General features: G+C 68.5%; 12 protein-coding genes and 1 pseudogene. 8 read left to right on the top strand and 5 right to left on the bottom strand.

Annotation, left to right across the window (positions count from 1 at the left end; translation table 11 throughout):
• Positions 1–118: 118 nt before the first annotated feature.
• Entirely contained in the window at positions 119–1,993 is a 1,875-nt protein-coding gene (locus SPRI_RS06780; protein ID WP_005309661.1) for a DNA/RNA non-specific endonuclease, read from the bottom strand.
• A 270-nt stretch (positions 1,994–2,263) separates the two neighbouring features.
• Here SPRI_RS06780 and SPRI_RS06785 point away from each other — a divergent pair, with 270 nt between their 5' ends.
• The 5 genes from SPRI_RS06785 (at position 2,264) to SPRI_RS06805 (ending at position 7,615) form a co-directional block, all read left to right on the top strand.
• Positions 2,264–3,136: a leishmanolysin-related zinc metalloendopeptidase gene (locus SPRI_RS06785; protein WP_037773313.1), complete on the top strand. Its 873-nt coding sequence runs from the start codon at positions 2,264–2,266 to the stop codon at positions 3,134–3,136.
• A gap of 129 nt (positions 3,137–3,265) precedes the next feature.
• Positions 3,266–3,832, top strand: a complete 567-nt coding sequence (locus tag SPRI_RS06790) for a TetR/AcrR family transcriptional regulator (protein WP_005309667.1) — start codon at positions 3,266–3,268, stop codon at positions 3,830–3,832.
• Positions 3,833–3,973: 141 nt separating this feature from the next.
• Positions 3,974–4,495, top strand: a complete 522-nt coding sequence (locus SPRI_RS06795) for an SRPBCC family protein (protein ID WP_005309670.1) — start codon at positions 3,974–3,976, stop codon at positions 4,493–4,495.
• Positions 4,496–4,629: 134 nt separating this feature from the next.
• Entirely contained in the window at positions 4,630–5,982 is a 1,353-nt protein-coding gene (locus SPRI_RS06800) for a carotenoid oxygenase family protein (protein ID WP_005309673.1), read from the top strand.
• A 124-nt stretch (positions 5,983–6,106) separates the two neighbouring features.
• On the top strand, positions 6,107–7,615 hold the full coding sequence (locus tag SPRI_RS06805; protein WP_106428399.1) for an MFS transporter: 1,509 nt from the start codon (positions 6,107–6,109) through the stop codon (positions 7,613–7,615).
• Between the two features lie 215 nt (positions 7,616–7,830).
• Here SPRI_RS06805 and SPRI_RS06810 read toward each other — a convergent pair whose 3' ends face one another.
• Positions 7,831–8,628 carry a VOC family protein gene (locus SPRI_RS06810; protein ID WP_005309678.1) on the bottom strand — a complete coding sequence of 266 codons (798 nt, stop codon included), beginning with the start codon at positions 8,626–8,628 and terminating at the stop codon, positions 7,831–7,833.
• A gap of 380 nt (positions 8,629–9,008) precedes the next feature.
• On the opposite strand from SPRI_RS06810, the gene SPRI_RS06815 reads away from it, so the two are divergent.
• Positions 9,009–9,758, top strand: coding sequence for a hypothetical protein (locus tag SPRI_RS06815; protein ID WP_037773315.1), 750 nt, complete (start codon positions 9,009–9,011; stop codon positions 9,756–9,758).
• Positions 9,759–9,809: 51 nt separating this feature from the next.
• On the opposite strand, the gene SPRI_RS06820 is transcribed toward SPRI_RS06815, so the two are convergent.
• Both SPRI_RS06820 and SPRI_RS06825 read right to left on the bottom strand, forming a co-directional pair.
• Positions 9,810–11,306: an esterase/lipase family protein gene (locus SPRI_RS06820; protein ID WP_005309684.1), complete on the bottom strand. Its 1,497-nt coding sequence runs from the start codon at positions 11,304–11,306 to the stop codon at positions 9,810–9,812.
• A gap of 66 nt (positions 11,307–11,372) precedes the next feature.
• Positions 11,373–11,876, bottom strand: a complete 504-nt coding sequence (locus tag SPRI_RS06825) for an LGFP repeat-containing protein (protein ID WP_106428400.1) — start codon at positions 11,874–11,876, stop codon at positions 11,373–11,375.
• Positions 11,877–12,289: 413 nt separating this feature from the next.
• On the opposite strand from SPRI_RS06825, the pseudogene SPRI_RS06830 reads away from it, so the two are divergent.
• Positions 12,290–12,892, top strand: a pseudogene (locus tag SPRI_RS06830) (N-acetylmuramoyl-L-alanine amidase); the annotation flags it as partial.
• Between the two features lie 65 nt (positions 12,893–12,957).
• Here SPRI_RS06830 and SPRI_RS38765 read toward each other — a convergent pair.
• Entirely contained in the window at positions 12,958–13,833 is an 876-nt protein-coding gene (locus tag SPRI_RS38765; RefSeq protein WP_005309692.1) for a peptidoglycan-binding domain-containing protein, read from the bottom strand.
• A 198-nt stretch (positions 13,834–14,031) separates the two neighbouring features.
• Between SPRI_RS38765 and SPRI_RS06840 the strand changes: the two genes are divergently transcribed.
• A complete protein-coding gene (locus tag SPRI_RS06840; RefSeq protein WP_005309696.1) occupies positions 14,032–15,141 on the top strand; it encodes a hypothetical protein in 1,110 nt (369 codons plus the stop codon).
• The last annotated feature ends 26 nt before the right edge of the window (positions 15,142–15,167 follow it).

Raw genomic sequence — 15,167 nt, forward strand, 5'->3', positions numbered from 1 at the left:
CAACGGAACAGCGATGTCGGGGCGCCGCCCGCCGGGCGGCGCCCCGGCTCCACCGGCCCGGGCACCCGCCAAGGCGGTGAGGACGCGTCGGGTCTTCGTCCCGGACTGCTCGGAGGCCCTAGCTCCAGTCGATGTCGGATTGACGCTCCAGTGGGGTCCGGTCCTCCACGGACTCCGGGACCATCAGCGTGTCCGCCGCGGTCATCGCGTCGGGGAAGCGCAGGTGGGTCCGCGTCCGGATCTCGGACAGCTTGACCTGGAACACCCGGAACTCGTCGAGTTCGAGGGCTTCGGGCACCTCCAGGTTCTGCGTCAGCAGGAACGCCTTGCACTTGAGCTTGCCGGACTCGGAGAAGACGAGCACCTTCCAGAACTCGCGCGGGAGCTTGACCCCCCGGAAGACGCGGTCGTCCTCGTGGAAGACCGGGCCGCCGAACGCACTGACCTTGAGCTCGTCGACGCGGACGTCTTCGAAGACCGCGTCCTCGAGGTGGCCCCAGATGCCGTTCCGCCCGCTCTGGTTGAAGTCGTCCATCTGCGGGGTGATGTTGGTGTAGAAGAACGAGTCCTTGTTGGCCTTCTTCGCCTCGGGCAACGAGCCCCAGACCACGTCGGCGCGGCGCGCGATGTGGCCGCGGTCGAGCCGGTTGTTGCGGCCCTTGTACAGCTCGTTGCTGACCTGGGCGGCGGCGGGAAGGCGCGGGTCCTTGGCGAAGCCGATGCCCTTCCGGTCGAGCTTCTTGAGGGTGCCGCCGTCGATGTTCCAGGCCACCCAGACGGCGAAGCGCCGCGACGTGCTGAGGGCCAGCGAGAAGTGCGTGTACGGGATCACCTCGGAGCCGTTGATCCGGACCGCGTCCTCCTTGATCGACGGGTTGAGCTGCGGCGTTCCGATCGGTACCGCGAGGAAGCCCGGGTCGTAGCCGGTCAGGGCCTCCAGCGATTCGGGGTCCGGCGGTACGAGGGTGATCTTCAGTTCGTCGAAGACCGCCTGGGGGAAGCAGGCCAGAGCGCGGTCCTCGGGGTCCCCGTCCCCCTCACCACCGAAGTGCAGACCGGCCATGACGTCCGTGGGCCTGCCGGACCGGGTCGTGAACATCCAGACCGATCCGGAGTCGCCGGTCAGGCTGATCTCGTCGCCGTCCGCGGGATGCCTGGGGTCGGGACCTATCTCGAAGCATTCGATCTCGCGCACCCCGACCGACCCGCCGTAGTTGATGCCGACGAGGGCGAAGGGCCTCCTCACCAGGCCGTGCGTGACGCCCGTGGTGCGGCCGCTCTTGACGACCTTGTCGTCGATCTGCGGTTCGCCCAGCTTCGTCGGCGTGACATCGAGGTCGAGGATGTCCCTGGTGAATTCACGATCGGTGACCGTCGACACAGCGCAGTCGCCGACCCTGCCGAGGTGGGCGCGCTTGAGCCTGCCGAGCCGGTTCATCGCGATGCGGCTGTCGTCGGCCGTGCCGGGTTGCACGACCACGTCGCCGAGCTCGCCCTTACGGCCGTTCAGCACGTGCCAGTTGCTCAGCACACAGGGCGAGCCGTCGTTCCTGTCGAAGGCGATGCATCCGAAGGTGCCGGCGGTCACCTTGATGTTGCCGACGCTCACCCCGGGGCGGACCGGATCGACGCGCTTCTGCCGCTGCGGCGTCTCACCCTCGGCCACCACGAGGAAGTGCGGCTTGTAGGTGCGCTGGACGACATCGGTCGGCACCGGGACGCCGCCTATGTCGATGGTGGCGGGGATCTCGGCGGTCCTCAGTTCGTCCAGTCCCTCCGGCCGGACCTTTTTGTCGACCGTGAACTGAAGGGCCAGTTCCTTGCCCCGTTTCCCGTTCTTCTCCTTGTACCCGATACCGATCGAGGACACGTTCGGGTCGCTGAGGAAGCCCGGCCCCCGGGTACGGATGAACTGCTTGAGGTCGCTGATCAGTTTGTCCTGGCCGCTCGGGGAGGGGCCTGGACCGGCGGACCGCCGCTTCTTGGCAGCCATGGAAGGCTCCCTTCACGCATGAAGTTCAGGCGTGAGAAGCCCTGCCGGAATCATGGCGCCCAGCGGTGGTTGAACCGGAAGCGAACGGCCTGGACTTCCCGCTCTGCCGTGCACCTTCCAGGATACGGCCGGGCCCCGGACATGTAATGCCATGCACTGCGAAAACAGGCGAACTTTCAACGATATTTGGTTGCATCGCCTACAACTCTGAACACGCCTAACGTTATTCAGGGGGCACAAAGCCGGCTGCACGCGATGGGAGAAGTAGCCATGGGCAGGCACATCAATGACCCATTTGAAACGTACAGGGCAGTCGCTGACAGCGGCCGCGCCGCAGAACTCGCCGCCACCACGTCTCCGTTCCAGATCGAGGTGCGGTTCCTCGGAGGGCTGACGAACAGCCAGAAGAGCGTTTTCGCCGAGGCCGCGGACCGTTGGGCTCACGTCATCGTGGGAGACCTGGAGACCGCGATCATCAACGACTTCACCGGCAGGGTCGTGATCGACGATCTCTTGATCGACGCCGAAGGCGTCCCGATCGACGGTGTCAACAACGTCCCCAACATCCTCGGACAGGCCGGCCCGACGCGGTTCCGGAGGGACGACGCGGCCAGCGGAGCCGGACTTCCCGCGAAGGGGCGCATGAGGTTCGACAGCGCCGACCTGACCCAGATGGAAGAGGGAGGCTCACTCCTCGACGTCATTACCCACGAGATGGGACACGTACTGGGAATCGGAACCGTCTGGGACGACTTCGCCGTCCTGAAGGACTTCCCGGGCGACGACCCGACCTTCGTCGGACCGGAGGCCATGAAGGAGTTCGGCAGGCTCACCGGAGAAGGACCCGCCCCGGTGCCGGTCGCCAATGTCGGCGGCGCGGGAAGCGCGGGCGGCCACTGGCGCGAGAGCGTCTTCGACAACGAGCTGATGTCACCGAACATCGACGGCAGCAACAACCCCTTGAGCCGGCTGACGGTGGCGAGCCTGGGCGACCTCGGATACACGGTCGATCTCGACGCGGCACAGGACTACGAGCTGCCGAATCTGCTCGAGATCGCACGCTCCGGCCGCCTACCGGCCTCGGTGCAGGAGCATGTGGTGCTCCCGACCGTCCCGACCCGTATCCCGGCCGAGAGGCCCTGACGGACGGCCCGGTCGACGTCCGCGCACTGGTGACCAGCTCGCCGACAGCGAGCTGGCCACCAGCCGGTCGCATCAGTCGTCCTTTGAGCGTGTTTGACACGCGAAAAGAGTGAGTGGTTAAGTACTCACATGAACACGGAACGCCGACGCCAACTGTCCACCGCCGAAGAACGTCGTGAAACCGTGCTGCGCACGGCGATCGGCGCCTTCGCGGCCCGGGGGTACTTCGGCACCACCACCACCGAGGTGGCCAAGGCCGCCGGCATCTCCCAGGCCTACGTCTACCGGCTCTTCCCCAACAAGGAAGCCCTCTTCGTCGCCGTCGTCGAGCACTGCTTCGTCCGGGTCCGCGAGAGCCTGGAGGCCGGTGCGGCCGCCGCGAAGGGCAGCTCGCCCGAGGCGGTGCTCTCGGCGATGGGGGACGCGTACGCCCGCCTGATCAGCGACAACGACCTCATGCTGGTGCAGACGCACGCCCAGGCCGCCGCGGTCTCCGAGCCCGCCGTCCGCGATGCCGTACGCGCCGGGTACGCACGCCTGGTGGAGTACGTGCGCGGAGCCTCCGGGGGTGACGACCGACAGGTGCAGGAGTTCTTCGCCGTCGGGATGCTCTGTCACCTTCTGGTGTCGATGGACGTCGACACCGTGGACGCCCCGTGGACACGCACCCTCGCGGCAGGCATCCGACACTACTGACCCTTAAACGCCGCACGCGACTCCCTCTACGTCCCCCGCTTCGGCCTGGGCCGCTGGTTTCCGCAGGCCGAAGGAGTGAGTGGTCGAACACACATGAACGCAGGGCCCACAACAGCCCTCGACAACCGACGGAGGAACACCATGCTCACCCTCGCCACCGCCGCATTGACCGCGCTTCCCCTGGCCCTCGGGCCGGGCAACCCCGACCGCGAGCCCGTCGAGATCGACCGGAACGCTCCGGTGATCTCCCGCGACGACATCGTCATCCACGCACCCCTGAACCACGTGTGGCGGATCCAGACCGACGTCGAACAGTGGCCGGCCTGGCAGCCCGCGGTGCACTCGTCGGTCAAGCAGACTCCGGGACCGCTCAGGCCGGGCTCGTCATGGCTGTGGTCCACCGACGGCCTCGACGGGATCACCTCCACGGTCAAGCAGATCGAGCCCGGGCGTCGCATCGTGTGGGGCGGCCCGGCCCAGGGCATCACCGCCGTCCACATGTGGACCTTCACCCCGACCGAGGACGGGGTGAAGGTCCACACCGAGGAGTCCTGGACCGGCGACCCGGTCACCGCCGACACCGCCGTCCTCCAGCAGGCGTTGGACGCCTCCCTCGATCACTGGCTCCACAACCTCAAGCAGCGGGCCGAGCGGCGCCCCTGAACACCGGGCATGCCGACGACATTTCTTCGCTCGAGAGTGAGTGATTGACCACGCATTCGCGGCGGTGCTTTTCGTTCGCCGCACCCGCACCCGCACCCGCGCCCGCAAAGAGACTCAGGAGAACGGACACCGTCATGACCGACAAGCCTTACCTGACCGGCCACTACACCCCCGTCGCCGACGAGATCACCGCCACCGGCCTGGGAGTCGAGGGCAGCATCCCGCCCGAGCTCACCGGCAGGTTGATCCGCAACAGTCACAACCCGAAGCCCGGCATCACCCCGACCCACTGGTTCAAGGGCAGCGGCATGGTCCACGGCATCCGTCTCCGGGACGGCCGCGCCGAGTGGTACCGCAACCGCTGGGTGCACACCCCCGCCCTGGACGGCGCCCCCTACATGACCGCGCACGGCCCCGACCTCACCGCGAGCACTGCCGGAACCCACGTCATCGAGCACGGCGGACGCCTGCTGGCCCTGTGCGAGTCGAATCTGCCCTTCGAGCTGACCGCCGACCTGGAGACCGTGGGGGCCTTCGACTTCGGCGGCAAGCTCACCTCCGCCATGACCGCCCATCCCAAGGAGGACCCGGTCACCGGTGAGCTGCACTTCTTCGCCTCCTCGCCCTTCCCTCCGTTCTTGATCCACCACGTCGCCTCGCCCGACGGACAGGTCCTCGACAGCCAGGAGGTCCCCGGCGCCACGGCCGCGCTCAAGCACGACTTCGCCCTCACCGAGCACCACGTCGTCTTCCTGGAGGGCTCGGTCACCTTCGACCCGTCCGAACACTCCGGCATCCCCTACGCCTGGAGCGACGCCCAGCCGACCAGGATCGGGGTCATGCCGCGCGGCATCGGCGGCGCCGGCAAGGTGCGCTGGTTCGAGATCGCCCAGGGATACGGCATGCACTTCGCCAACGCCTACGAGGACGCACTCGGCCGGATCGTCGTCGAAGGGCCCACGGTCGGCCGCGAGGGCTGGCAGCGCTCCTGGAACTGGTGGGTCGGCGCGCCCGACCGCGGCGCCGATCCCAACTCCGGCTCGCGAAGCCGCCGCTGGACCGTCGATCTCGCGGCCGGTCGCGTCACGGAGGAGCAGACCGACGACCTGACCGTGGAGTTCCCCACCATCAACGACGCGTTCCTCGGCCGCGAGCACCGCTACCAGTACGCGCTGTCGTTCCCCGACGACCTCGGCATCGGCAACCACACGCTGGTGAAGTACGACCGCACGACCGGCACCCGGCAGCTGCTGCCCTTCGGCACCGGTCAGCTGCCCAGCGAGGCGGTCTTCGTGCCGGCGGAAGCCGCCACCGACGAAGACGCCGGATACCTGCTCACCGTCGTCAGCGACCTCGACGCCGACGCCTCCAGGATGCTCATCCTCGACGCCTCCGACCTCAGCGTCCCCCCGGTCGCCACCATCCACCTGCCCCGCCGCGTCCCCGCGATGATCCACGGCTCCTGGATCCCCGACACCACGCTCTGACCGCGCGCTCACCCGACGGGCGCCGGAAGCGGTCGCGCCTCCGGTGCCCGCCGGAGCGCGACGGGCCCGTTCCCGTGCATCCCGGAACGGCACAGCCGATGTCCCACCGCACAAAGGAGTTGTCGTGAAGTCGATCGGCCCGACCCGAAGCTCACACTCCCTGTCGGTCACGCGCAGGGGAGCGGCTCTCATCGTTCTGGCCGGCGCGCAATTCGTTGTCACGCTGAGCACATCCATCGTCAACGTCGCTCTGCCCGCCGTTCGCGACGGGGTCGGTCTGTCCGACAGCGGTATGTCCTGGGTCGTCAACGCCTACGGACTCGCCTTCGGGGCGCTGCTTCTGTCGGGCGGGAGAGCCGGCGATCTCCTGGGGCGGAGGCGGGTCCTCCTCGCGGGCCTCGCTCTCTTCGCGGCGGCCTCGATCACCGCAGGACTGGCCTCCACGGCGTGGCTGCTGATCGGTGCCCGTACGGCCCAGGGGATCGGCGCCGCGGCCGTCGCACCCGCGGCACTCGCCCTCGTCATGCAGCTCTTCCCGCCCGGTCCCGGCCGCGGCAGGGCGCTGGGGGTGTGGGGCGCCGTCTCCGGCGCCGGAGGAGCGGCCGGGGTACTGGCGGGCGGACTGCTCACCGAGAGCCTCGGCTGGCCCTGGATCTTCCACGTCTCCGGATTCGGCGCGGCCTGCGTCTGCGCCGCCGCCGCCACACTGCTGCCGGCGACCGCCCCTCCCGCCCCAGCCGCCCGCCGGCTCGATCTCGCCGGAACGCTCGCCGTCACGCTCGGGCTGGTCGCCCTCGTCCACGGGCTCACCGCCGCCCGGCGCTCCGGATGGACCGATCCGTTGGTGCTGACCTCCCTGACCGCCGCCACCCTTCTGCTCCTGCTCTTCGTCGTGGTCGAACGGCACCACCCCGCTTCCCTGATCCCGCCGCAGCTGCTGACGACAGGTACGGTCGCCCCGGCCAATCTCGTCATGACGCTGCTGGGCGCCGTGTGGGTCGGACTGTTCTTCTTCCTCCCCCTCTACCAGCAGCAGGTGCTCGGCGCCGGGCCGCTGGAGGCGGGGCTGTCCCAACTGCCTCTCGCCGCGGCGAACATGCTCGGCTCCTCCCTCGCCCCACGCCTCGCCGGCCGGCTGGGAGCCCATGTCACCCTCGCCGCCGCCCTGCTGACGCAGGCGTCCGGACTGCTGTGGCTGTCCCGCGTCTCGGCGCAGGGATCGTTCCTCGCCGACGTGCTCGGCCCCACCCTCGTCATCGGCCTCGGACTCGGCGTCGCCTTCGTCCAGCTCACCAGCGCCGCCGTCACCGGCGTGGACCCCGCCGACGCGGGCCTGGCCGGCGGCCTGGTCAACACCACCCGCCAGATCGGCGGCGCCATCGGCCTCGCCCTCCTCGGCACACTCGCCGCCTCGACCACAGCCGGCGCTGCGCCTCACCTTTCCCGCACCGAGGCCCTCACCGAGGGCTACCGGGCCGCGTTCCTCGTCTCCGCCGGCCTCATCGCCGCCGGAGCCGTACTCACTCCCCTGCTCGCACGCCGCGCGGCCCGATCAGCCACGCCGGCCCAGGAGCCGGCCGCGTCCCACTCCACCACGCCGCACAGCCCGGCGACGACCCGCTCCACACGCTGACGCATCGTCGGCCGGTCACGGAGCACCGTCCGCGCCACGCCCCTGAGGGCGGTCCGCACGGCTCAGAGGCTCGCGACGTGGCCGTGCGCAGCGGGCGCCGTCGCCGGGGCGCCGGCCGGCGGTCGCAGGTGAGGACTCGATCCCGGCCGATGAGCGGCAATCCTGCCGGTCGGTGCTCGGTGCGGAGGCTGCCCGCCGACCCGGTCTGCCCGGGTTCAGCTCCTGGTCGGGGTGAGCACCACGAAGTCCGCGTTCGACGGGTCGAGGCAGACCGCCAGACGGCCGACGCCCTCCGCGTCCTCCGGACCCATCTGCACGCTGCCGCCCTTCTCCGTGACCTGTGCGACCGCGGCATCACAGTCGGCGACGGCGAAGACCGGGTGCCAGTACGGTTGCCCGTTCGCAAGAGCCAGGTCCTCCTTACGGAGCTCCATCAGGCCGCCTTGCATACGCTCCTCCGGAAGCCCGGCGGGAGTGACGAGGGAGTAGGTGCCCCCGCCGCCCGGCAGCTCCATGTCGCCGAACTGCCAGCCGAAGACCCGGCCGTAGAAATCCTTGGAAGCGGCGACGTCGCTCGTGTACAGCTCGGTCCAGGACAGCGAGCCCGGCTCGTCCACAAGGTCGGCGCCCTTGTTCTGCCCGGGCTGCCAGACGGCGAACTGGCCCCCCAGCGGGTCGCTGTACTGCGCCATCCGGCCCCACTCGTCGAGGTCCCTCGGCGCCACCCGCACCGTGCCGCCCGCGCTCTCCACGGCCTGGGTCGTGGCGTCCGCGTCGGCGACGCAGTAGTAGATCATCCAGGCCGGGCGCGCGCCCTTCTCGGTGAGCTTGCCGAGACCGGCGACGATCTTGCCGTCCTTCCGGAACATCCCGCCTTCCATGTCCTCCCCCTCCCCCATGGACTCGTAGTCCCACCCCAGCACCGCACCGTAGAAGGCCGCGGCGGCCGGGATGTCGAGGGTGCCGAGGTCCAGCCAACAGGGGGAGCCCGGGACGAAATCAGTGGTGATCACGAACATTCCCTTCGCAGATCAGGTCCTTCGTCTCAGCGTGACACCAGGCACTGACACCCGCCCGTCGGCGTGGCTGCCCGTGCGCTACGGCCGGGCCTCCCGTGCCACGGAACGCCTGCCGGCCCGGCATGTCCGGCGGTGGCGGCCCAGTAGGCGTGTCGGCACACGACTGCAGCGCAACTGCAGCGGCACGGAGATGGTTTCAGGCGCTTCCGTTGCCTAGTCTCCTGGTGACCTCTTGGCACGGCGACGCGAAGGACACGGGGATGAGCGGAAACGGGGGCGGTGCCGGAGCGCCGTGGAACCCGTACGGCGGAGGACGACCGCCGGGACCGGGTGGGCCACCCCTACCGCCGCCGGGCCCGTGGCCGCCTGCCCCGGTGCGCCGGCTGACCTTCGGGCGTCTCTTCAATCCGATCGCCGTCGGGCGCGCGGTGTTCACGCCGTCCCGGCCCGACCGCGTGCACGACCCGGTGGTCAAGAAGGTCCAGGTCCTTCGGACGATCATCGGCCTGGTCGCCGTCACCTGGATGCTGGTGTCCTACGGGCTGGCGTCGGACGCCGACGCCGTGATGGACGACCGCTTCGGCCAGATCCGTACGACCCTGATCGTGCTGGCGGTGACCTTCCCGGTCGCCGTCGCCGTCTTCATCGCGGCCGCCCGCCCGCCCAACCGGCGCGTGTTCCTGCGCCGCGTGGGCAAGCCCGCCGGGGCGCTGCTCGCGCTGGTCGTCACGCTCGCCGTTCCGCGACTGATCACGGGCCTGGGGTACGTGACCGAGGACACGAACTGGACGGCTTCCGCGGGGCGGGTGGTGCTGCTGTTCGCCCTGGGTGCCTTCCTGCTGTGGCTCGGCCCGTTCGGTCTCTACGGCATCGCGCAGTCGCTCGTGCACGTCTTCCGTACGGCAGACCTCCACGAGACCGTTCCGCCGCTGCTCGCGACGCTGCTCGTGTGGGAAGTCGCCCTCTTCGACCTGTTCCGGGGCGCCTACGACAGCGTGCCGTTCTGGGTGCGGATGACCTTCACCCTGGGAGCGCCGCTGTCCGTCACCCTCGTGGCGATGTGGGAGCTGCGGCGGCTGCGCACGCGACACGGCATCACCCTGCGGGGAGCCCTGCTCCGCTGAGCCGTCACGGCGAGGACGCCCCGCCGGAATGCCTCGGCAGCGGCGGCGCCGTCAGGTCCACCCGGTGACCGCCAGCCGGATCCGGGCCTGGTCGCCGAGGAGCGCTTTCGCGGAGTCCGGCAGCGGGATGTGTGCCATCCAGCTGCCCTCGCCGCTGTCCTCGTCCCGCAGTGAAGCGCCGCCGGGCTCATGGTTCCTGATCGTTCCGGGGATGAGCGAGTTCCATGTGGCCCATGTGCCCTCGCCGATGTCGACCACGAGGGTGTCGTCGAAGTCGGGGGTCTGCTCGAGGTGGTCACCGAAGCTCAGGAACCCTCGCTGCTCACGCAGCGACAGGATCCGCAGCTGAAGTGCGTAACGCATGGTGGTGTCGCTGCCGTGCGGCCGCAGGCCGCTGCACAGGAACGCGGTGGTCAGCGGAACGTCCGCCAGGTCGCCGGACGACGGCAGTTGGACCGGGCACCAGTGCTCCGCGGTCTGCTCGTGCATGACGATGGGCAGCCCGCGCACCGACAGCCGGACCTCGGCCTGCCAGGTGGTCCCCTCGATCGCCGGAAGCCGGCAGCCGGTGAGCGTCGCCTCGACCTTGCGGTCCCCGAAGAGGAACCGCCGTAGATTCTGGTAGCCCTCCTCCGAGTTCACGAGACCGTAGCGGCCACTGTGGCTGCGGTGCACGAACGCCCTGTGCGTGCCGGGCACATAGGCGTTCTCGATCTGCACCAGCCCGTCGCTGTGGGCGCCGACCACCGCGGCGGAGAGGCCGAAGGCGACGTCGTAGTCCTTGGGGTTGGTGCCGACCAGGCAGAAGATCCGGGAGAGCGGGAACGCCTTCGGATGCGCGCTGTCACGCTCGGGCATGTCCCGGGCGCGCCAGTCCGGTGGGCGTCCGTCGGGATCGAGGTCCGTCGTCGACGTCAGGTACTCGTACATGCGCTCCGGCCCGAAGATCTCGGCACCGTTGAGGCCCGTCACGTCGCGCACCCTCTCGAAGAGACCGAACCCGGCGTCGAAGGTGATGCCGCCGTGCGGCGATCCGTACGTGAACACCTTCTCCACGCAGTCGGCCGGGTCGCGGCCGGCGTCGGGGAGCACTTTCTGCAGGAGGCAGCGGCAGATGAGCCCGCCCATGGAGTGGGCGACCAGGTGGACACGGGGCGCGCCCGACTTTTCGCGAAGCTTGTCGACCAGCGTCAGAAGGTCCGCGGCGGCGTCCTCGATCCGGAATTCCTTCGGCTCGGTTCCCCATGTGCTGGCGGAGGCGTCGTAGAAACGCAGAACCCAGATCGAATGGGAGGGAATGCTGTCATGGCTGTCCAGGTAGGCGTCCTGGCCGCCCTCGACCAGGATCTTGTAGTCCTCGTCGAGTATGAGCCGCAGCAGGGGGCTCTCGAACTGGTGGAAGCTCGGTACGTTTCCCGCTCCTACCCGGACATGGGTGGAACCCTCGTTGAATCCGTAGAACGGGTCCTTGACGGATTTGTCTATCCCCTTCGTGTCGCCGGCGAATCCCCGGACGTACACGATCGGGAGCTTGGTACTGCCGGGCATGGGAACCTCGCTGTTCCCGGGCGGCACCTGCTTCCGAGTGCCGCCCGTCTCGCTCCTCGCCGCCGATCAGTCGAAGGGGGTACTGCGGTGCGCCTCCGCCCCCTGCGCGGGCGACCAAGCGATGTGGCCCCCCTGGAAGCGGCTGGAGCGGCTGTCTCCCGTGCCGATCTCGTCCGTCACCGGATAGCCGAGGAAGCTGGTCTCCCAGCCCATGCTCGCCCAGAGGTCGCGAATGGCTCCGTGCACCTCATGGGCGCCCGTCGACGGTGTCCAGTAGATCGAGCCGCCCTGGAAGTGGTTGAACCGGCCCCTTCCGTCGGGACAGCCCGTCTCGTCCGTCACCGGGTACCCGAGGAATCCGCTGGAGCCGCGGAGCTGGGCGTACTTGAGCCGGATGTCCCCGTGCACCTCGTGCGCGCCGGTCTCCGCCGACCAGTAGATGGACCCGTTGACGAAGTCACGCGAAGTGCCCCGTCCGTCGGGGTTCGGTCCCTCGTTGCTTCCCGCGCCGGCGTCGAACGGGGCGCCGATCCACTGGATCTGCCCCCACTTCTCGTCGATGGCAGTCACTTCCGCCTCCAGCTCGTTCCGCCGTGCAAACACTGGATCCGCGCCATTACCGTTCCGATCGGTGGACGGCCACGCGCTGCGCCTGCCGCCCTTGATCGCTCCAAGGGTTTTCCCGAAGACGGGACGGCGATATTGACTTCATTCTAGGCGCGAGCAACGTGCAGTACTACCGGAGTTTCGGTTCGGTGACGGGTGGTTGACGAATGATTGACGGGTGATTTTGCGCGGCAACCGGTTCACCTTCAACGAACACGGGCTGATGAATCCGCTTTCAATCAACTGGACCGAATCGATGGTGGTCCGGCCCTCTGGAACCGGTTTACAGTGGGAATTGAGCATGTCAGACTTCGCGGCTCCTCGGATTTCGAAGCAACTCGAAGCGGGGGCGCCGGTCGAGTTCCCCGAGGAGAATCATGGCTACTCCACTTTCAGCGGACCGGTTGCTCGCCGCGATGCGCGCAGAAGGTCTCACCGTTGTCGAACACCGGTCGTGGCGAACCCACAACCGCAACCACAAGGGCGCCTGGGGCCCCATGCACGGCGTGATGATCCACCACACGGTCACCTCGGGCACGAAGAACAGCGTGGAGCTGTGCTACAACGGGCACTCCTCGCTGCCGGGCCCGCTGTGCCACGGCGTCATCGCCAAGGACGGCACGGTCCACATGGTCGGCAACGGCCGTGCCAACCACGCGGGGCTGGGCGACCCCGACGTCCTCCAGGCGGTCATCGACGAGGTCGCGCTGCCTCCGGACAACGAGGCCAAGGCCGACGGCAACGCCCACTTCTACGGCTTCGAGTGCGTGAACCTCGGCGACGGCCGGGACCCGTGGCCCGAGGCACAGGTGGAGGCGATCGAGAAGGCGGCCGCCGCCATCTGCCGGGCGCACGGCTGGAGCGAGCGCAGCGTGATAGGCCACCTGGAATGGCAGCCGGGCAAGGTCGATCCCAAAGGTGTCGAGATGGCGGCCGTACGCCGCCGCATCGCCGACCGCCTGGGCGTCGCGGCAGCCGGCACCAGGTGAAGACACGGGGTCGCGCCCGGACTTCGGACCGACCCCGCAGCCGCGGACCTCGCCGGTCAGACCCCCAGCACGGTGAAGCCCGACTCCGAGAGCCGGGAGCTCAGCGCGGCGAGGGTGGCCGGGTCGGCACCGGACCCGTTCTGGTCGAGTCCGCTGTCACCCTGGAACTCGCGGACCGCCGCCTGGGTGCGCGGCCCGTCCGCGCCGTCCTGGGGTCCGGGGTCGTGGCCGAGGACGAGCAGAGCGCCCTGGACCCCGAACACGTCCGACAGGTCGAGGGCCAGCCGGTCGCCAGGAAGGCCTTGGTCCTCGACGGTCCGTGCCAGCAGGAAGTGCGCACGGTCGAGTTTGTTCCGGATCCTGATGGTGCCTTCGTCCGGAGTGAAATGGCATTCGTCGGCCGCACCGATCCAGTTCCTGACCGACACATGACCCTGGAGCTTGGGGAACTTGAACGCCGGTCCCAGCGCCCAGCACATGCTCAGCGTCGCGAGCTGTGCGTTGGCCGGCCAAGAGGCGAAGCCGGTGAACTCGGGGCGCTGCGTGAGGAACGACTCCATCTGGTCCAGCTTGGCGAACACATGGCGGTCGATCTCGTCGTTCTCCACATGCAAGGACGTGAAGGGGGGCTTGAAGGCCGTGTGCCCTTGCGGGGCGAGATCGAGACGGGCCTTGACGTTGTCCCATTCCGCGGCGACGAGGTCCGCCGACACCGGCGAACCGCTGCCGTCCAGCCATCGCAACTCGTTGGCCAGGGCCAGGGAGGCGGACCGTTCCGCCGGACTCGGCGGAGAATTGGCCGCGGCGGTCTGATCCATCTTGTTGCCGATCCCGGTGCTCACCCATCCCTTCTGGTCGAGGTACATGAAGTCGACCCTGCCCTCAAGCGGATTGTTGAATGCGATCCAATGGTCGCGCACGGTCTGATGCATGGCGCCGGCCTCTCTGCCGCGGAGTCGGGAAATCGGTTTTCAGCGTCTGTCCGCCCCGGTCTGTGTGCAACTCGGCTGCAGGGACCGCTCCATGACCGGACCGGTAACCCCTCACCACATGTGGCCTCGACCTGAGTTGCTCACAAAACCCCATAGGCGTTCACTGAAGTTGAGGTATCTGCCGAGGAGGACGGACCCATGACGGGTGGCAGAGGTGATGACAACCCTGACGTCACGGTCAAGGGATCCTCCTGGTACCAGCGCGTAAATGCTCACGTGGCGCACCTGCAAGGGCAGCTGAACAAGTTCGAAGAACGACGGAAGTCCGGGGGCCGGATTTCTCCCGACGACGCCAGGACCGTGGCCACGGCGAATGCCCACCTCGAGGCGGCCCGGAACACATTGCGGGACTGCTCGAGGTGGCAACGGCTTCTGGGCGCATCGGCGGACAGGGCTTTGGCGAACGTGCACGAGGCCGAAGTCGCCCTGCTCAGAATAGCCCCCGAAGGCGAGCTGCACGACAAGGGCCTGTACGCCCTCTCCCACGCCAAGCTGCACCTCATGCACGACGACGTGCTTCTGCAGCAACTCAGTGCCGCACTGAACAGCCCGCCGCGGAAAATATTCGGCTACAGCCGTCAGCCGAAACCGCTGGATTCGAGCGGCAGGGAATTGGCGGCCCTGACCCTGCACGCCGCCTATCAGGCGGAAGAAGCGGAGAGAGCACGGGTCCGGAGTTTTACGCAGATAGTCGTCATGGCCGCAGGAGCCCTCTGGCTGATAGCCGTTTCCCTGGGCATTTGGGGAGCCCTCGCACCGGATGTCGCAGAGCGAGTGTGCTTCACGAACATGGAGGGGACGCAGGGCGGGGGAAGCATGACCAGGGTCTGCCCTTTGGGAGAGACGCCGAAGGCGGCGAACATCTTCTTCCTCGAGTTCATCGGACTGTTCGCGGCAGCCGTGGCGGGAGCCGTGTCGCTGAAGGGAGTCAGAGGCACTTCCGGGCCCTACCACGTGGCGACAGGACTGATAATCCTGCGGCTCCCCGTCGGAGCGCTGACGGCAGTGGCGGGGATACTTCTGATGAGTGGCGAGTTCCTCCCCGGCCTGACCAACCTCGATACGGCGACGCAGGTGTGTGCGTGGGCCTTCGCCTTCGGAGTCCTGCAGGAGTCCGTCACTCGCGCCGTCGACCGGCAGGGCCAGCATCTGATCGACAACGTCAAGGCGCCGGGAAGCAATGTCGGAGACGCAGAAAAGGAAAAGGAGGAAAAACGCGCACGAGCCCCGGGGCCGGCCAGCAGATAGACGCGGGTGGAAACACCGCGGTGCGA

Origin of the sequence: Streptomyces pristinaespiralis, assembly GCF_001278075.1 — a bacterium.
Lineage (GTDB): Bacteria > Actinomycetota > Actinomycetes > Streptomycetales > Streptomycetaceae > Streptomyces > Streptomyces pristinaespiralis.